At 37.0% G+C, this 16,377-nt stretch carries 17 protein-coding genes; 12 read left to right on the plus strand and 5 right to left on the minus strand.

Going from position 1 to position 16,377, the window contains the following annotated elements; genetic code table 11:
• Positions 1–250 precede the first annotated feature (250 nt).
• Entirely contained in the window at positions 251–361 is a 111-nt protein-coding gene (locus tag MOC86_RS02410; protein WP_019392999.1) for a GapA-binding peptide SR1P, read from the plus strand.
• Positions 362–409: 48 nt separating this feature from the next.
• Here MOC86_RS02410 and MOC86_RS02415 read toward each other — a convergent pair whose 3' ends face one another.
• Positions 410–1,885, minus strand: a complete 1,476-nt coding sequence (locus tag MOC86_RS02415) for an aminotransferase class I/II-fold pyridoxal phosphate-dependent enzyme (RefSeq protein ID WP_268582555.1) — start codon at positions 1,883–1,885, stop codon at positions 410–412.
• 204 nt (positions 1,886–2,089) lie between these two features.
• Between MOC86_RS02415 and MOC86_RS02420 the strand changes: the two genes are divergently transcribed.
• Positions 2,090–2,362, plus strand: coding sequence for a UPF0223 family protein (locus MOC86_RS02420; RefSeq protein WP_268582556.1), 273 nt, complete (start codon positions 2,090–2,092; stop codon positions 2,360–2,362).
• Positions 2,363–2,390: 28 nt separating this feature from the next.
• Here MOC86_RS02420 and MOC86_RS02425 read toward each other — a convergent pair whose 3' ends face one another.
• A complete protein-coding gene (locus MOC86_RS02425) occupies positions 2,391–3,020 on the minus strand; it encodes a YktB family protein (RefSeq protein WP_268582557.1) in 630 nt (209 codons plus the stop codon).
• Between the two features lie 232 nt (positions 3,021–3,252).
• Here MOC86_RS02425 and MOC86_RS02430 point away from each other — a divergent pair, with 232 nt between their 5' ends.
• The 3 genes from MOC86_RS02430 to MOC86_RS02440 all read left to right on the plus strand — a co-directional run bounded on the left by MOC86_RS02430 (position 3,253) and on the right by MOC86_RS02440 (position 4,888).
• Positions 3,253–3,450, plus strand: coding sequence for a hypothetical protein (locus tag MOC86_RS02430; protein WP_268582558.1), 198 nt, complete (start codon positions 3,253–3,255; stop codon positions 3,448–3,450).
• Positions 3,451–3,626: 176 nt separating this feature from the next.
• Complete coding sequence (locus MOC86_RS02435) at positions 3,627–4,427, plus strand: inositol monophosphatase family protein (protein ID WP_268582559.1); 801 nt, start codon at positions 3,627–3,629, stop codon at positions 4,425–4,427.
• Positions 4,428–4,429: 2 nt separating this feature from the next.
• Entirely contained in the window at positions 4,430–4,888 is a 459-nt protein-coding gene (locus tag MOC86_RS02440) for a GNAT family N-acetyltransferase (RefSeq protein WP_268582560.1), read from the plus strand.
• 31 nt (positions 4,889–4,919) lie between these two features.
• Here the strand turns inward: MOC86_RS02440 and MOC86_RS02445 are convergent, their stop codons facing one another.
• The gene (locus MOC86_RS02445) at positions 4,920–5,105 is read right to left on the minus strand and encodes a YlaF family protein (RefSeq protein WP_019393006.1); all 186 of its coding nucleotides are present in this window, start codon (positions 5,103–5,105) and stop codon (positions 4,920–4,922) included.
• 171 nt (positions 5,106–5,276) lie between these two features.
• Here MOC86_RS02445 and typA point away from each other — a divergent pair, with 171 nt between their 5' ends.
• The 3 genes from typA to MOC86_RS02460 all read left to right on the plus strand — a co-directional run bounded on the left by typA (position 5,277) and on the right by MOC86_RS02460 (position 7,737).
• Positions 5,277–7,112, plus strand: a complete 1,836-nt coding sequence (gene typA, locus MOC86_RS02450; RefSeq protein WP_061803553.1) for a translational GTPase TypA — start codon at positions 5,277–5,279, stop codon at positions 7,110–7,112.
• Between the two features lie 48 nt (positions 7,113–7,160).
• On the plus strand, positions 7,161–7,469 hold the full coding sequence (locus tag MOC86_RS02455; protein ID WP_026009607.1) for a YlaH-like family protein: 309 nt from the start codon (positions 7,161–7,163) through the stop codon (positions 7,467–7,469).
• A 67-nt stretch (positions 7,470–7,536) separates the two neighbouring features.
• Positions 7,537–7,737: a YlaI family protein gene (locus MOC86_RS02460; protein WP_268582561.1), complete on the plus strand. Its 201-nt coding sequence runs from the start codon at positions 7,537–7,539 to the stop codon at positions 7,735–7,737.
• A gap of 265 nt (positions 7,738–8,002) precedes the next feature.
• Here the strand turns inward: MOC86_RS02460 and MOC86_RS02465 are convergent, their stop codons facing one another.
• On the minus strand, positions 8,003–8,602 hold the full coding sequence (locus tag MOC86_RS02465) for a YhcN/YlaJ family sporulation lipoprotein (RefSeq protein ID WP_268582562.1): 600 nt from the start codon (positions 8,600–8,602) through the stop codon (positions 8,003–8,005).
• Positions 8,603–8,840: 238 nt separating this feature from the next.
• Here MOC86_RS02465 and MOC86_RS02470 point away from each other — a divergent pair, with 238 nt between their 5' ends.
• Positions 8,841–10,169 (plus strand): PhoH family protein, encoded by a 1,329-nt coding sequence (locus tag MOC86_RS02470; protein WP_061803556.1) that lies wholly within the window; start codon positions 8,841–8,843, stop codon positions 10,167–10,169.
• Between the two features lie 39 nt (positions 10,170–10,208).
• On the opposite strand, the gene MOC86_RS02475 is transcribed toward MOC86_RS02470, so the two are convergent.
• A complete protein-coding gene (locus MOC86_RS02475) occupies positions 10,209–10,682 on the minus strand; it encodes a peptidyl-prolyl cis-trans isomerase (protein WP_268582563.1) in 474 nt (157 codons plus the stop codon).
• 270 nt (positions 10,683–10,952) lie between these two features.
• Here MOC86_RS02475 and MOC86_RS02480 point away from each other — a divergent pair, with 270 nt between their 5' ends.
• The 3 genes from MOC86_RS02480 (at position 10,953) to pyc (ending at position 16,371) form a co-directional block, all read left to right on the plus strand.
• A complete protein-coding gene (locus MOC86_RS02480) occupies positions 10,953–11,234 on the plus strand; it encodes a YlaN family protein (RefSeq protein ID WP_019393013.1) in 282 nt (93 codons plus the stop codon).
• Between the two features lie 314 nt (positions 11,235–11,548).
• Positions 11,549–12,739 carry an FtsW/RodA/SpoVE family cell cycle protein gene (locus MOC86_RS02485; protein ID WP_268582564.1) on the plus strand — a complete coding sequence of 397 codons (1,191 nt, stop codon included), beginning with the start codon at positions 11,549–11,551 and terminating at the stop codon, positions 12,737–12,739.
• A 182-nt stretch (positions 12,740–12,921) separates the two neighbouring features.
• Positions 12,922–16,371 (plus strand): pyruvate carboxylase, encoded by a 3,450-nt coding sequence (pyc, locus tag MOC86_RS02490; RefSeq protein ID WP_243513759.1) that lies wholly within the window; start codon positions 12,922–12,924, stop codon positions 16,369–16,371.
• The last annotated feature ends 6 nt before the right edge of the window (positions 16,372–16,377 follow it).

Genomic DNA, 16,377 nt, shown 5'->3' on the forward strand with positions numbered 1-16,377 from the left:
AAATGTATTTAAAACACAAAAAAAGCGCTTTCTTTCTCACTGCAGTCTCTATGATCACTTTTTTTAGTATGCAAACTTTAGTGTTTTCTTTTTTCTAGGCTGATGTTCTGAAAAGAAAAAGGTTTATAAAATTTATTAATGTGTTATACAAATAAGCGTTGACATTTTAAATGTGACATAATATTATAGAAAACAAGAAGATAAAACGTTTTCAAAAATAACCTCAAAAGGCAAAAAGGAGCGCTATAAGATGGGAACAATTATTTGTCAAACATGCAGTGACACAATTGAGTATTTTGATGATGAGAAAGTATCAACGCTTTATGGAACGTGCCAATATTGTGAGGAAAAAGATAAATAGAATAATAGAATAATAAAATAAAAAAGCTCTGCAAATGCAGAGCTTTTTTTATTTTATTGCTTTATGTTCTTTAATGACTCGAAGTGTCTTTAATGTGTGATCTTCAGGTCCTTGAACAGGAAGACCTTCTTCAAGATTTTTCTTAATATATTGGAGGTTTTCTTCCATAATAATTTCTCCAGGAATAAAAATAGGAATCCCTGGTGGATAAATCATGATAAATTCAGCTGTAATACGTCCTGATGACTCTTCAAAAGGAACAACCTCTGTTTCTGCATAAAAAGCATCTCGAGGTGTTAGAGAGAGCACAGGGATGTCTGGTAAGAGCACAGAGATATCTTCAGAGCTTTGGACGTTGTCCTTACACTCGTTAACAAGTTCTGTTAGTGCTTCTATAAGCATGTTAATATTCTCTATTGTATCTCCTGGTGTAATAATACAAAGCAAGTTATAAAGATCAGAAAGTTCTACTTCAATATTGAAGCGTTCACGCAACCATTTTTCTGCATCATAGCCTGAAATGCCAAGCTCTTTAATTGAAATAATAAGCTTTGTCGGATCCATATCATACGTTGCTTTCGTGCCAAGGATTTCACGTCCAATACAACGAATATATCCAATTTCATTAATTCTTTTACGCGCTGTCTCAGCAAGGTCAATAGCATACTCTGCAAGCTCTTTTCCTTCTGTTGCAAGTCTTTTACGAGCAACGTCTAATGAAGCAAGTAAAATATAAGATGTTGATGTTGTTGTTAACATGCTTAAGATGGACTGAACACGCTTTGGTGAAACAAGTCCTTCTCTCATATTAAGAATAGAGCTTCCTGTCAAAGATCCGCCTAACTTATGCACACTTGTGGCAGCCATATCTGCTCCTGCTTGCATAGCTGATAGGGGAAGATCATCATGAAAATGAATGTGCACTCCATGAGCTTCATCAACAAGAACAGGAATTGAGAATGAATGAGCAAGCTCAACAATTCGCTTTAGATCTGCTGCAATTCCAAAATACGTTGGATTAATAACAAGAACAGCTTTTGCATCTGGATGCTGATAAAGTGCTTTTTCTACTGCATCTGTTGTAATGCCGTGTGAAATTCCTAGATCAGGATCAATTTCAGGATGAATAAAAACAGGTGTAGCTCCTGAAAATATAATAGCACTCATAACAGATTTATGAACGTTACGTGGAACTAAAATTTTGTCTCCAGGTCCACAAACAGACATTACCATCGCTATAATGGCTCCGCTTGTACCTTGCACAGAGAAAAATGTATGATCAGCTCCAAAAGCGCGAGCAGCAAGTTCTTGAGCTTCTTGAATCATTCCGCTTGGCTGATGGAGATCATCAAGCGGTGCAATATTAATCAAATCTATAGAAAGGGCATTTTCCCCAATAAACGAGCGAAATTCTTCATCCATTCCACGACCTTTTTTATGACCTGGAATATGAAATTGAATCGGGTCTTTTTTAGCGTGCTCAATAAGACCTGTAAAAAGGGGTGTTTCAAACTGTGAAGACAATATACTAATCCCACCTTAATTATCAAACTTAAAAAACAAATGAATTATAGCACTTATAGAATGGTTTGCAAAGCTCTTTTTCATAGCTTTTCCGTTTTGAAAGGAAAAATAAAAAGAAGTTCTAAAAAATGAAAAGAAGTTGCGTTTATTCTATATTGTGAGGCACAATGTTAAAAGAGAAATAAATGATAGGAGATGAAAGATATGGAATATCAATATCCAATTTCAATTGATTGGAGTACAGATGAAATTGTTGATGTTGTTCGCTTTTTTGAAGCAATTGAAAAAGCATATGAAAAAGGAATTTCACGTGAACAGCTTATGAGCACATATAGACGCTTTAAAGAAATTGTCCCAAGCAAATCAGAGGAAAAACAAATTTGTAATGAATTTGAAGAACAAAGTCATTATTCACCGTATCGAACGATCAAAAAAGCAAAAGATGCACCAGAAGAAACTTTTATTCGTATGAGATAAAAAAGAAGAGCAATTTGCTCTTCTTTTTTTAGATTGTAGCTCCTAATTTATATAGAGGAAGTAGCGTTGTAAAGGCATCTTTAAACGTTTGGTCCCATTCATCTTTTGACATCTCTATAGCCTCTTTTTGCGGAATACGTAAACCACAAAGGATTTCTGCTTTTTTTACATTTTCTAAGCGGTCAAAGAGAGCTGTTAAATCTTCTCTTGATAAATCCTCCATTGAGATAGTATCAGGCTTTGTATGGTCTTTTGACCAAACAAAATAAGCTGGGATCCTATTTTCGATTTCCTCAATATGTGTTTTTAAAATTTTTCCATACTCTGTTTTAATATCTGCTTCATAAATAACAGCAAACCAAATAAAGACGTGAGACTCAAAAAGTCCGATTTGGAAATGTGGATGTCTTTTATATCCGCGCTTATTTGCTGCAAAAGCAACCCACGTATCTTTCGGTGGATTGACAGAGCGTCTGGCGTGTTTTGCAACATGTGCAAACATTTCTTCCTGACATAGAGAAGATAGAAATGGAGCATATATTTCGCCTAAGCTTTCTAGCTTTGGACGTACTTGTTTTTTTAATTCGCCCATACGCTCATCAAGACCATCCACTGTAAAAACATTAAAGTCTTCTTTTGTAAATCTCTCAAATTTCATGGTGTACCTCCAGATGAATGTTTTTTTTAGAATAGGTAAGGGTAACTAATAAGTAATCATATCACAACTTAGATGGAACAATAGAAGTTAAAACCCTTAAAGCCTATTTTTAAAACTTTCTTACAAATGTAGTTACAAGATATAAATGTTCTACATACGATATAAAAATAATATATTCTGAATATTAAAACTTTTCGTCAAGCTTGTTATGTTAAGAGAGGGGGCTTCAACAATGAAGCAAGTAGTAAATATTCACAAAAAAACCGAATATACGAACCATTTAGCAGTGTTGAGGATGGAACTTGATTATGAGCTTGCCACTTTGTACGAAGCAATGATTGAAGAAAATGAGGAACAAAAACTAAAAAGTAAACAAAAGTTAGAAAAACTTCGCCAAGAGCTATTGAAGTACAGCGAAAAAAAACAATAGTATGAACGTTATAAAAAAATAAAACTTGTTTAGACTATACAGGTCTGTATAGTCTCTTGTTATGACGGTTTTAGAATAACAACTATAAAAAAGGATGAAACTTGATTTGTGGCGCTGATTTTCATAAGCTACTTTTATAACTTAATTTTAGTTTGACTTTTAAGGGGGTTTGCAAAATGGAAGATTTTTGGAAAGGTATTTATACATATGCTACATCATGGGTAAAAGAAGCGGGAGAAATGATCAAAGATTCGTTTAGTAAAGAGCTTCTTATTGAAACAAAATCAAATCCAAATGACCTTGTTACAAATATGGACAAAGATGTTGAAACGTTTTTATACGAAAAAATTCAAGAGACGTTTCCAACGCACCGTATTGTAGGAGAAGAAGGACATGGAACAGATGTTACATCAGCAGAAGGGATCCTATGGGTTATTGATCCTATTGACGGTACAATGAATTTTGTCCATCAGCAGCGTAATTTTGCTATTTCCATTGGCATATTTGAAAATGGCGTAGGGAAAATTGGATTGATTTATGATGTTATGCATGATGAGCTTTATCATACAATTCGTGGAAACGGAGCCTATATGAATGATATCAAGCTTCCAATGCTCACTGAATCACCTGTAAAAGAAGCTATCCTTTCCCTAAACGCTACATGGGTAACAGATAATCACCGCATTGATCCAGCGGTTCTTTCTCCTCTTGTAAAAGATGTTAGAGGAACGAGATCATATGGTTCTGCTGCTCTAGAGCTTGCTTATATTGCCGCTGGACGTCTTGATGGGTATATAACGATGAGACTTGCTCCATGGGATTTTGCTGGTGGTCTTGTATTGATTGAAGAAGTAGGAGGAGTAGTTACTAATGTTTACGGAGAAGAACTTAATATTTTAGAAAAAAATAGTGTTTTTGCTGGTGAAAAAGCATTTCATAAAGAAGTCCTTCAAACGTACATTAATAAAAAGAGATAACTATGGGAAAACTGTCGTTTCGTTCATATACAAATAAAGACTTCCCGTTTTTTCAGCAGTTAGTTTTGGCAAGCAAAGAATGGGAAAGTGAAGAATGCTCTGTAGAGAATCTCCCTGTTTACTTAAGAAAATATGAAATGCTTCAAGGCCATTGGACGATATATGAACAAGATGGAGAAAAGGTAGGCCTCTCTTATAGCTTGCCTTGGGCGCCATCAAATGAAAAACCTTGGCTTGGCACACTACTTGTCAAAGAATCACGAAGAGGACAAGGAATCGGAAAGGAAATTGTTACAAGAATTGCCGAGCATTTTCGGGGAAATCATAAAGCTTTTTTTTGTGCTTGTCCTGTTGAAAGAACAGGCTGGCTACAATTTCTGGCTTCGTGTGGCTTTGAGCAATTTAAAGTAGAAAAAAATGAGGAAGAAAAAGAATACGTTATTTTAGTTTATCCTCTTTAAAAAAAGCTATAAAAAGGACAAAACGTCCTTTTTATAGCTTTCCAGCTTCACGAAGTTTCTTTTTTGTCGTAAAACCAAGTCCAATAATAACAATAAGTGCAACAATACAACCAATTACTCCAACAATGCTACCTTCTCCGAGAAAAACCCCAATTAACATAATTGATAGCGTTCCCAAGATTGCATATAAAAGTAAACCCCATTTAATTGACTTCAACATAAACCCTCCCAAATGTCCTTCATATTGTGAAGAATATCTTAAGTGTACCGAAAAACCGAAAGCATTTCTAGTTTCTTTATGTTATAATATCCTAGGCATTAGCTTGATATGTGTGAAATTTGGATAAGCTAGTGAAGTATTTACACAAAAGTATGGGAGTTGAAGGGCTTGAACATTCGTCAAGACTTACGAAATATTGCAATTATTGCCCACGTAGACCATGGGAAAACAACACTTGTAGATCAGCTGTTGCATCAATCTGGAACGTTTCGTGCTAACGAGCAAGTTCACGAACGTGCAATGGATTCAAATGATCTAGAACGTGAGCGAGGAATTACAATCCTAGCAAAAAATACGGGCATTCATTATAAAGATAAACGTATTAATATTTTAGATACACCAGGACATGCTGACTTCGGTGGAGAAGTAGAACGTATCATGAAAATGGTAGATGGCGTTCTTCTGGTTGTCGATGCTTATGAAGGATGTATGCCTCAAACGCGTTTTGTACTTAAAAAAGCGCTAGAGCAAAATTTAACACCAATTGTTGTTGTAAACAAAATTGACCGTGACTTTGCTCGTCCAGCAGAAGTTGTGGACGAAGTAATCGATCTTTTAATCGAGCTTGATGCAACTGAAGAACAGCTTGAGTTTCCTGTTGTTTATGCATCAGCAATTAACGGAACAGCAAGCCGCAATCCTGAAAAGCAGGATGAGAACATGGAAAGCTTATTTGATGCTATCATTGAGCACATTCCAGCACCTGTTGATAACAGTGAAGAACCGCTACAGTTCCAAATTGCGATGCTTGACTACAACGACTATGTAGGCCGTATTGGAGTTGGACGCGTTTTCCGCGGAACAATGAAAGTTGGTCAACAAGTTGCACTTATGAAAGTTGACGGTTCTGTTAAACAGTTCCGTGTAACAAAAATGTTTGGTTTTATCGGATTAAAACGCGTTGAGATTGAAGAAGCAAAAGCAGGAGATTTAATCGCTGTATCTGGAATGGAAGACATCAACGTTGGAGAAACTGTTTGTCCTGTAGATCATCAGGAAGCACTTCCTGTTCTTCGTATTGATGAGCCAACTCTACAAATGACGTTCCTTGTGAACAACAGTCCTTTTGCTGGTAGAGAAGGTAAATTCGTAACAGCGCGTAAAATTGAAGAGCGCTTGATGTCAGAACTTGAAACAGACGTAAGTTTACGTGTTGATCCTACTGATTCTCCTGATGCTTGGGTTATTTCAGGACGCGGAGAGCTTCACCTTTCAATTTTAATTGAAAACATGCGTCGTCAAGGTTACGAACTTCAAGTATCAAAACCAGAAGTTATCATCAAAGATATTGATGGTGTTCGTTCTGAGCCTGTTGAGCGCGTACAAATCGACGTACCAGAAGAGTACACAGGTTCAATTATGGAATCAATGGGAGCTCGTAAAGGTGAAATGTTAGATATGACAAACAACGGCAATGGCCAAGTTCGTCTAATCTTCATGGTACCTTCTCGTGGTCTTATCGGTTACACAACGGAATTTTTATCACTAACTCGCGGATACGGCATCATCAACCATAGCTTTGATAGCTATCAACCAATGCAAGCTGGCCAAGTTGGTGGACGTCGCCAAGGTGTGTTAGTATCAATGGAAACAGGTAAGGCTTCTTCATACGGAATTATGCAAGTTGAAGAACGTGGCGTAATTTTTGTTGAGCCAAACACGGAAGTTTATGAAGGTATGATTGTTGGAGAACATTCTCGTGAAAACGATCTTGTTGTTAATATTTCAAAAACGAAGCATGCAACAAACGTTCGTTCTGCAACAAAAGACCAAACAGTAACAATGAAAAAACCTCGTATTATGTCTCTTGAAGAATCATTAGAATATCTAAACGAAGACGAATATTGTGAAATTACACCAGAATCTATTCGTCTACGTAAGAAGATTCTAGATAAAAACGAGCGCGAAAAAGCAGCTAAAAAGAAAAAGCTTGCAAATAAATAAAGATAAGTGTGGCCTTAAAAGTTAATATTTAAAGGAGCGTGATTGATAATGGGGGTAAGTGAACGCCTTCAGTTTTTTGCGAAGCTTTTTAAAGTGGACGAAAACCCCGAAGCGGGCATGTGGCTATTGTACTTTACCATTCTTTTGCTAGCCGTTGTTGTATACAATTTAGGTTTTGCGCGAAAGCTACCTATCATCAAGAACGTGATCATTTATGCATTACTAGCTTTTGGCTGCACAATTCTTACATTTTTCGGAGCCTTTTTACCTGTAGCAGAGGGCTTGCTCATTGCGGCTATTGTGCTTGGGGTCTACAAAGTGCGTTTGCATCAAGCAAAGAAAAACGAACAAATGTAAAAAAGCGGGATAGCGTTGTTGGACGTTATCCTGTTTTTATAAGCAAAAACGTTGTTGAGGTGGAGAAATGAGAGTTCAATGCGTAATTTGTGATGTAATTGAAACAATTGATAACGAATTACCGTTAGCCAAAAAAATTAGAAATCGTCCTATTCATACATATATGTGTCAAAGGTGTCATGACCGTATTACAAAGCGTACAGAAGAGCGAAAAGCAACGGGGAACTTTAAGCTTTATGAATCGAAAAAGGATGAAGATGAATGGTAAAAATTTCAGATGTAAATGTAGTGTAAAAAAAGGTGAATAAGTAAGGGAATTTTCTGAATTCTATTTTCATTTCTTCTAAAACACGTTATGATAAACATAATCTTTACTGATTGTTGTAAAGAGGTTGTAAGGCAACTATCAATCCTGTCAATGGAAGAGGTGGTAGAAATGTCAAACAGAAACGTAGCATGTACATTTACGATGAAATTTATAAAAGTAGATAAAAACGCTTAGTCTTTGCATGGAAAAAGACTAAGCGTTTTTATTATTCTTTATCTTGAAGTTCATTATTAGATTGATCGTTCTGTTCTTTTTGTAGTTCTTGCTGATTTTGTTCATTCAAGCGATCATTATTTGTATTTGTTTCATTCGGATGTTTTTGTCGTATTTCATTAGCCATTTCAGGTACAAAACGATCTACAATTGCTGCGAGTTCGTCGAGAACGCCTGTTACAGGACGTCCGTTTCTAATTTCTTGTGCCATCCCTTGTAAACGAGAGAACGTATCAGGATCAGCAATAACAACAGCATTCGCACCATTTGGGTCGTGTTTAAGGCTTTCAGCAACGGCATACTTGATAGAACTTACTTCTGAACGATCAAGGTCACCTCCAACATCGATGCCAACTATAGCGTATCTTCCAACAACAACGGCTGTTGCACGTTCAACTTTCGGGACGTCTGTTGCAAGGTTTATCAGCCGTTGGGAGATAGCGTTATTTGATTGTTGTTCTTCAGGTTGGGGAGTTGTATTTTTTACTCGTACTAAATTATCATTGTTTCTTTCATCGTTTGCTGCACTGTTATTTTGACAGCCTGTTAGAAATACTACAAGTAGTACAAGCCACATAAAGTATTTTTGCATACAGCAATCTCTCCTTTTATAGTGCGTAATATGGCGATGAGACCTTTTTAAAACTTCTTTGAACATATAGCTAGCATAGGAACAATGGCTTTTCTAAATTATTGTCTGTTCATTCTTCTATCTTTATGCATGGCTACATATAGTAAAAGAAGTAGAGGATTATTGTCATATTACATAGAAAGGTGAGAGTATCGGGTACTTATTCTTCAAAGAAGACAAATGGAGGGGGCAAAAACCTTTGAAAAAGATTTATGTGTTAGATACGAACGTACTATTACAAGATCCACACTCTATTTTCTCTTTTAAAGATAATGAAGTCGTTATTCCAGCTGTTGTACTGGAAGAAGTCGATTCTAAAAAGAGATATATGGATGAAGTAGGGAGAAATGCCAGACAAGTATCTAAACTTATCGATGGTTTTCGTCAGCATGGCCGACTTCATGAGAAAATTCCGTTAGAAAATGGAGGTTCACTGCGGATTGAGCTTAATCATCGGTCATTTCATCAACTTCAAGAAGTATTTGTAGAGAAAACAAACGACAATCGCATTCTTGCAGTCGCAAAAAATCTCTCTCTTGAGGAAGAAACAAAAGAAGAAGGAAGACAGGTTATCCTTGTTAGTAAAGATACGCTTGTACGTGTCAAAGCAGATGCGATTGGTCTTTTAGCAGAGGACTTTTTAAGCGATCGAGTTGTCGAAGTAAACCACCTTTACTCCGGTTTTCTTGATCTTTACATTCCAAAAGACGAGCTTAATCGTTTTTACGAACAAGGTGAGCTTAGCTTATCACAGTGGGCAAATCATCCGTTCTATCCACATCAATTTGTTGTGATGAAAGATGCATTTGGAGGCTCTGGTTCTGCTGTTGGGATTGTTGATTCAACAGGAGAGAAAGTGAAAAAGTTATTGTTTGATTATGAGCATATTTGGGGAGTGAAACCGAGGAACGTTCAGCAGACAATGGCGCTTGAACTTTTGCTCCGAGATGATATACCCCTTATTACCCTTATCGGTAAAGCAGGAACAGGTAAAACGCTTTTAGCATTGGCATCAGGTCTTATGCAAACAGAAGATTTGGGGTATTATAAAAAATTGCTTGTTGCTAGACCAATTGTTCCAGTAGGGAAAGATTTAGGGTTTCTACCAGGAGAAAAACAAGAAAAGCTCAGACCATGGATGCAGCCTATTTATGATAACTTGGAATATCTATTCAATACGAAAAAACCTGGAGAGCTTGACGCTATTTTAGCAGGAATGGGTTCTATCGAAGTAGAAGCTTTAACATATATAAGAGGAAGAAGTATTCCAGATCAGTTCATCATTATTGATGAAGCCCAAAACTTATCTAAACATGAAGTGAAAACGATTTTAACTCGTGTTGGAGAAGGAAGTAAAATTGTTCTTATGGGAGATCCTGCCCAAATTGATCATCCATATTTAGATGAATACAACAATGGGTTAACGTATGTACTAGAAAGATTTAAAGAACAAAAAGTAGCCGGTCACGTACAGCTTGTGAAAGGAGAGCGGTCTGAACTCGCGCAGCTAGCTGCTGATCTTTTGTAAAATAAAACCGTTTCCTCATGTAGAGGAAACGGAGCTTAATTAACGAACTTGAAATTCTGTAACGTGTGTTGCTTCTGTTGTGCCATCGCTTTTTAGAAGATGAACAGGGCCATCATCTTTTAGCGGTTTGCCATCTTTTGAAAAGGCTAACAAATAGCTATAGGCTTCTTCAAGCGGTACAATGACTTCACCCTTTTGAGTTATAACGGCAAGCTCACAAGCCTCACTGAGCGGCTCAGCATTTTTTAAAAAATGAGAAAGGTGAATAGCAAATGATCCTGTTAAAATACGTTCACGTTCGTATTTACGTTCAGATTTCAAAGTAGGAGGAGAAACGTTTCCTTCACTAATTTCACGAGACCACTGTCTTGCTGTTAATTCATTTGAATCGCTTTCATCATTTTGACTTTTAAGCGTTTGTCTTTCAACTTTGCGGTCATCAAAAATCCAGACGCTTGGATCTAATGTAATTGGATAAGATACTTTTCCTTTTAAGATGATAATATCATTCACTATGAAAAACTCCCTTTGTTTACAATAATTAATCTCCGCTCTTTTAGTATAAAGAACAAGAACAAAGCTGTCATCTTCAAATTGTGAATGTTCTTAATAAATCAACGATCTTCGTTAGAAGCCTATTTTATGAATGTTAAAAGACTTTTATTTTTTAAAATTGTTCATTGTAATTTAGAATGAACTACTTGTTTTTTCTTGCAATTTAGTTCGTTTAACTGTATGATTTATAGATAGAATAGGAAATCGCTCGGGAACGGAGGGATTAATTTGACGCCTGAGGTTGCAGTAGATCATCGTGAAAGAGCATACGCACTGCTAAAGGCGGATGCGGAGAAGATTTTGAAGCTTATTCAAGTTCAAATGGATAACTTAACAATGCCGCAATGTCCTCTTTATGAAGAGGTTTTAGATACGCAAATGTTTGGCTTATCACGTGAGATTGACTTTGCGGTAAGACTTCATCTTATCGAGGAAGATAAGGGGAAGCAACTATTAGATCGCCTAGAACGTGAACTATCAGCCCTACATGAAGCCTTTACAAAAAAATAAGAAATATAAAAACTCAAACTTAGGCTCAGTCGGTTTGAGTTTTTATCATTTTACGTTATAAGAGGGCAATAATCCCTAGTTTCGTTCTCTCTCATTCAAAAGTAGGAGATTTCTTATTTCATACATAAAGGAATTTGTGCCTAAAAGGAAGAAAAGATAAAAATAAGAACTTTTTGTCTATAGTGCTCAACTTTCAAAAGGACAGGTTTTAGGCTTACTTAGAAAGGGATATACCCTACACACATGCTGCACCTTACTTATAACACAGACAACTTTTTCATCTCAACGATGTTGAAGGGACGAGGGAAGAGACTATGTTTAAAAAGATGTTTCGAAACTATGACTATTCAATTATTATTGCGCTTGTTCTTCTGTGCTCAATTGGTCTTGTAATGGTTTACAGTGCAAGCGTGATTACAGCTGTTTCAAGATATGATTTTGCACCAGATCACTTCTATCAAAGGCAGAAACTTTCGTTGATTATTGGAGCGCTCGTGTTTTTTGTGACGATGATTGTTCCATATCAGCTTTATGCTCGCTTTATTAAAGGAATATTAGCGCTCGTTGTTGTTGGACTCTTTCTCGTGAGTTTATTTGGGCATGTTTCGAACAATGCCGCAAGTTGGCTACGTTTTGGAGGCTTGAGTATTCAGCCTTCTGAATTTGTAAAACTTGCCATTGTCCTCTATTTGGCAATGGTGCTTGAAAAACGTCAGCCATATCTTAATGATTTTAAAAGAGCATTTACAGGACCGGTTTTAATCATTATATTTTTAACTGGATTAATTGCTGTTCAACCGGATTTTGGGACAGCCATGATTGTATTAGGGATTGCTGCTGCTGTTCTTCTTTGTTCAGGTATTAATAAGTACACATTTAGAAAGTTTTTGGCTCTCGGGATTGGGTGTATTCTTGTTATCCTGCCAATAGCTTGGATGACAGGCTATATCTCACCAACAAGAATTGCCCGTGTTACAACAATGTTAGATCCATTCAAAGATGCATCAGGAGAAGGGTTTCAGCTTGTTAATGCATATATAGCGATGGGCTCTGGAGGATTTTTTGGAGCTGGTCTTGGCCAAAGTGTGCAAAAGTACGGCTATCTTCCAGAATCACATACAGATGCCATTATTGCGATTATTGCAGAGGAATTAGGATTTGTTGGTGTAGCTACGGTCTTATTTCTCCTTGCATTTATTATTATTAAAACATTGCTTCTCGCTAAAAAATGTCAAGATGTATATGGAAGTTTAATTTGTATTGGAATTGCTACAACAATTGGAATTCAGGCTTTTTTCAATTTAGGTGGAATTACAGGTGTTATTCCCCTTACAGGTGTTCCACTTCCTTTTGTAAGCTACGGAGGAACATCAATTTTACTTTTACTAGCCTCAATGGGAATTGTTGTTAATATATCTATGTTTACAAATTATCGAAGTAAGAAAGCAGAAGGAGAAGAATCCCTTTTGCGAGCTGTAGATTCAAAGGAAGAGAGCTCTTTTTGAAAAAAACAGTGAATAACATGTCGAAAAACCACGAAATGTAAGCGTACATTTTCGTGGTTTTTTGACATGTTATTCAGAAAATTTACACATAACCCTTGTGAGCATTAAAAAGTTCAAGTAATATATCTTCATATAGCAAATTTTTTGATGTAAAGTTTTTGATGTAAAGGGGAGAGGGTAAAATGAGCACAGTAACAAAAAATATTGGGAAAGTTTTAGTTGCAAACAGAGGAGAAATTGCAATTCGAATTTTTCGTGCTTGTACAGAGCTGAACATTCGAACGGTTGCAATTTATTCGAAAGAGGATACAGGATCCTTCCACAGATATAAAGCAGATGAAGCATATTTGGTTGGTGAGGGGAAAAAACCAATTGATGCTTATCTTGATATCGAAAATATTATTGAAATTGCTAAAGAACATAACGTCGATGCAATTCACCCAGGATATGGTTTCTTATCGGAAAATATCCAATTTGCAAGGCGCTGTGAAGAAGAAGGATTAACTTTTATTGGACCAAAAAGTAAACATTTAGATATGTTTGGAGATAAAGTAAAAGCTCGTCATCAAGCAGTAAGCGCTGGGATTCCTGTTATTCCAGGAACAGATGGTCCTGTTTCGTCACTAAGTGAAGTTGAAGAGTTTGGTGAAAAATATGGCTACCCATTGATGATTAAAGCATCTCTAGGTGGTGGTGGTCGTGGAATGAGAATTGTCCGCAGTCATTCAGGACTAAAGGAAGCTTATGATCGAGCAAAATCTGAAGCAAAAGCAGCATTTGGAAACGATGAAGTATATGTGGAGAAATGTATTGAAAATCCAAAGCATATTGAAGTGCAAATTCTTGGAGATCATGATGGAAACATCGTTCACTTGTATGAACGCGATTGCTCGATTCAGCGTCGCCATCAGAAAGTAGTGGAAGTTGCGCCAAGTTTATCGCTTGGTGAAGATCTTCGCCAAAGAATTTGTGACGCAGCGGTTAAACTGGCAAAGAACATCCAGTACATAAACGCTGGAACAGTTGAGTTTCTCGTAGCTGGAGACGAATTCTACTTCATTGAAGTAAATCCGCGTGTACAAGTAGAGCATACAATTACAGAGATGATTACAGGAGTCGATATTGTACAATCTCAAATTCTAATTGCTGATGGGTATTCTTTACACGAAAACGCGATCGGAATACCGTTACAAGAAGATATTAAAACAAACGGCTATGCGATTCAATCTCGTGTAACAACAGAAGATCCACAAAACAATTTTATGCCTGATACAGGTAAAATTATGGCATATCGTTCAAGCGGTGGTTTTGGGGTTCGTTTAGATACAGGAAACAGTTTTCAAGGAGCTGTTATCACACCATACTATGATTCACTTCTTGTAAAAGTAACAACATGGGCTTTAACTTTTGAACAAGCTGCAGCTAAAATGGTTAGAAACTTAAAAGAATTCCGAATCCGCGGAATTAAAACAAATATTGCCTTTTTAGAAAATGTTGTAAAGCATGAAAAGTTTTTAAAAGGAGATTATGATACATCATTTATTGATGCTTCTCCAGAGCTTTTTGTGTTTCCTAAACGAAAAGACCGTGGAACGAAAATGCTCTCTTATATCGGAAATGTCACAATTAACGGATTTCCTGGAATTGGAACGAAGAAAAAACCGGTTTTTGAAAAGCCACGTGTTCCAAAGATTTCAAGCAGTGAGCCATTTGTAGACGGAACTAAACAAATTTTAGATAAAGAAGGCGCAGAAGGACTTGTAGATTGGGTAAAACAACGAAAAGAAGTTCTTCTTACAGATACAACGTTCAGAGATGGCCATCAATCATTGCTAGCAACGCGCGTGCGTACACACGATTTGAAAAAAATTGCAGAACCAACATCGCGTTTACTTCCTGAACTATTTTCAATGGAAATGTGGGGAGGCGCTACATTTGATGTTGCTTACCGCTTTCTTAAGGAAGATCCATGGGATCGCTTAATTGAACTTCGTAAGCAAGCACCAAACGTACTATTTCAAATGCTTCTACGCGCATCAAATGCGGTTGGTTACAAAAACTATCCTGACAATGTTATTAAAGAGTTTGTTGAAAAGTCAGCACAAGCAGGGATTGATGTTTTCCGTATTTTTGATAGCTTGAACTGGGTTGATGGTATGCGTCTTGCAATCGACTCTGTTCGTGATACAGGTAAGATTGCAGAAGCGGCAATATGCTACACAGGAGACATTTCAGACCCAACTCGCCGTAAATATAACCTAAACTACTACACAGACTTAGCAAAAGAGCTACAGGAGTCAGGAGCCCATATTCTAGGCATTAAAGATATGGCAGGGTTATTGAAGCCTCAATCAGCATATGAACTTGTATCAGCTTTAAAAGATAAAATTGATATTCCAATTCACTTACACACGCATGATACAAGCGGAAACGGAATCTTCACATATGCGAAAGCTATTGAAGCAGGAGTCGATATTGTCGATGTAGCAGTAAGTTCAATGTCTGGTTTAACTTCACAGCCTAGTGCAAGCACGCTTTACTATGCGCTTGAAGGAACGGACAGAAAGCCTGGAGTAGCTGTTGAGAACCTTGAGAAGCTTGGACACTATTGGGAAGATGTTCGTAAGTATTACAGTGCATTTGAAAGTGGAATGAATGCTCCGCATACAGAAGTGTACGTTCATGAAATGCCTGGTGGACAATATAGCAATCTGCAGCAGCAAGCAAAAGGCGTTGGTCTTGGTGAACGCTGGGATGAAGTGAAAGCTATGTATGCGCGCGTAAACGAGATGTTTGGAGATATCGTGAAAGTAACGCCTTCTTCAAAAATTGTTGGGGATATGGCACTTTATATGGTGCAAAATAACTTAACAGAAGATGATGTATATGACAGAGGAGAAACGCTTGATTTTCCTGATTCTGTTGTTGAGTTTTTTGAAGGTTATCTTGGTCAGCCTCATGGTGGTTTTCCAAAAGAGCTTCAGCGCATCATTCTTAAAGGGCGTGAGCCAATCACAGTTCGTCCTGGTGAGCTGTTAAAACCAGCTGATTTTAAAGATATTCGCGATACTTTATTCCATAAGCTTAACAGACCTGTAACAAGCTTTGATGTTATCGCATCTGCTCTATATCCAAAAGTATTTCTAGATTATCAAAAAACGCTTGAACAGTTTGGTGATATGTCTGTATTAGATACGCCAACATTCCTTTATGGCATGCGTTTAGGAGAAGAAATTGAAGTGGAAATTGAGCGTGGTAAAACGCTTATTGTTAAGCTTGTATCAATCGGAGAGCCTGCAGCAGACGGAACGAGAGTCGTTTATTTTGAGCTTAACGGTCAGTCTCGTGAAGTTGTGATAAAAGATGAGAGTATTAAATCAACTGTTGCTGCTAAGGTTAAGGCAGATAGACAAAATCAGAACCATATTGGTGCTTCAATGCCAGGTACGGTTGTGAAAGTCCTTGTTGAAAAAGGAGAGAAAGTCTCAAAAGGTGATCATTTAATGATTACAGAGTCAATGAAGATGGAAACAACAGTACAAGCTCCGTTTGATGGTGTCATTACAGAGATTTATGCTAAAAACGGCGAAGGAATTAGCACGGGTGACTTATTGGCGGAAATTCAAAAATAAAAAAAA

It is taken from the genome of Priestia endophytica, assembly GCF_026790145.1.
In the GTDB taxonomy this organism is placed as follows: domain Bacteria; phylum Bacillota; class Bacilli; order Bacillales; family Bacillaceae_H; genus Bacillus_I; species Bacillus_I endophytica_A.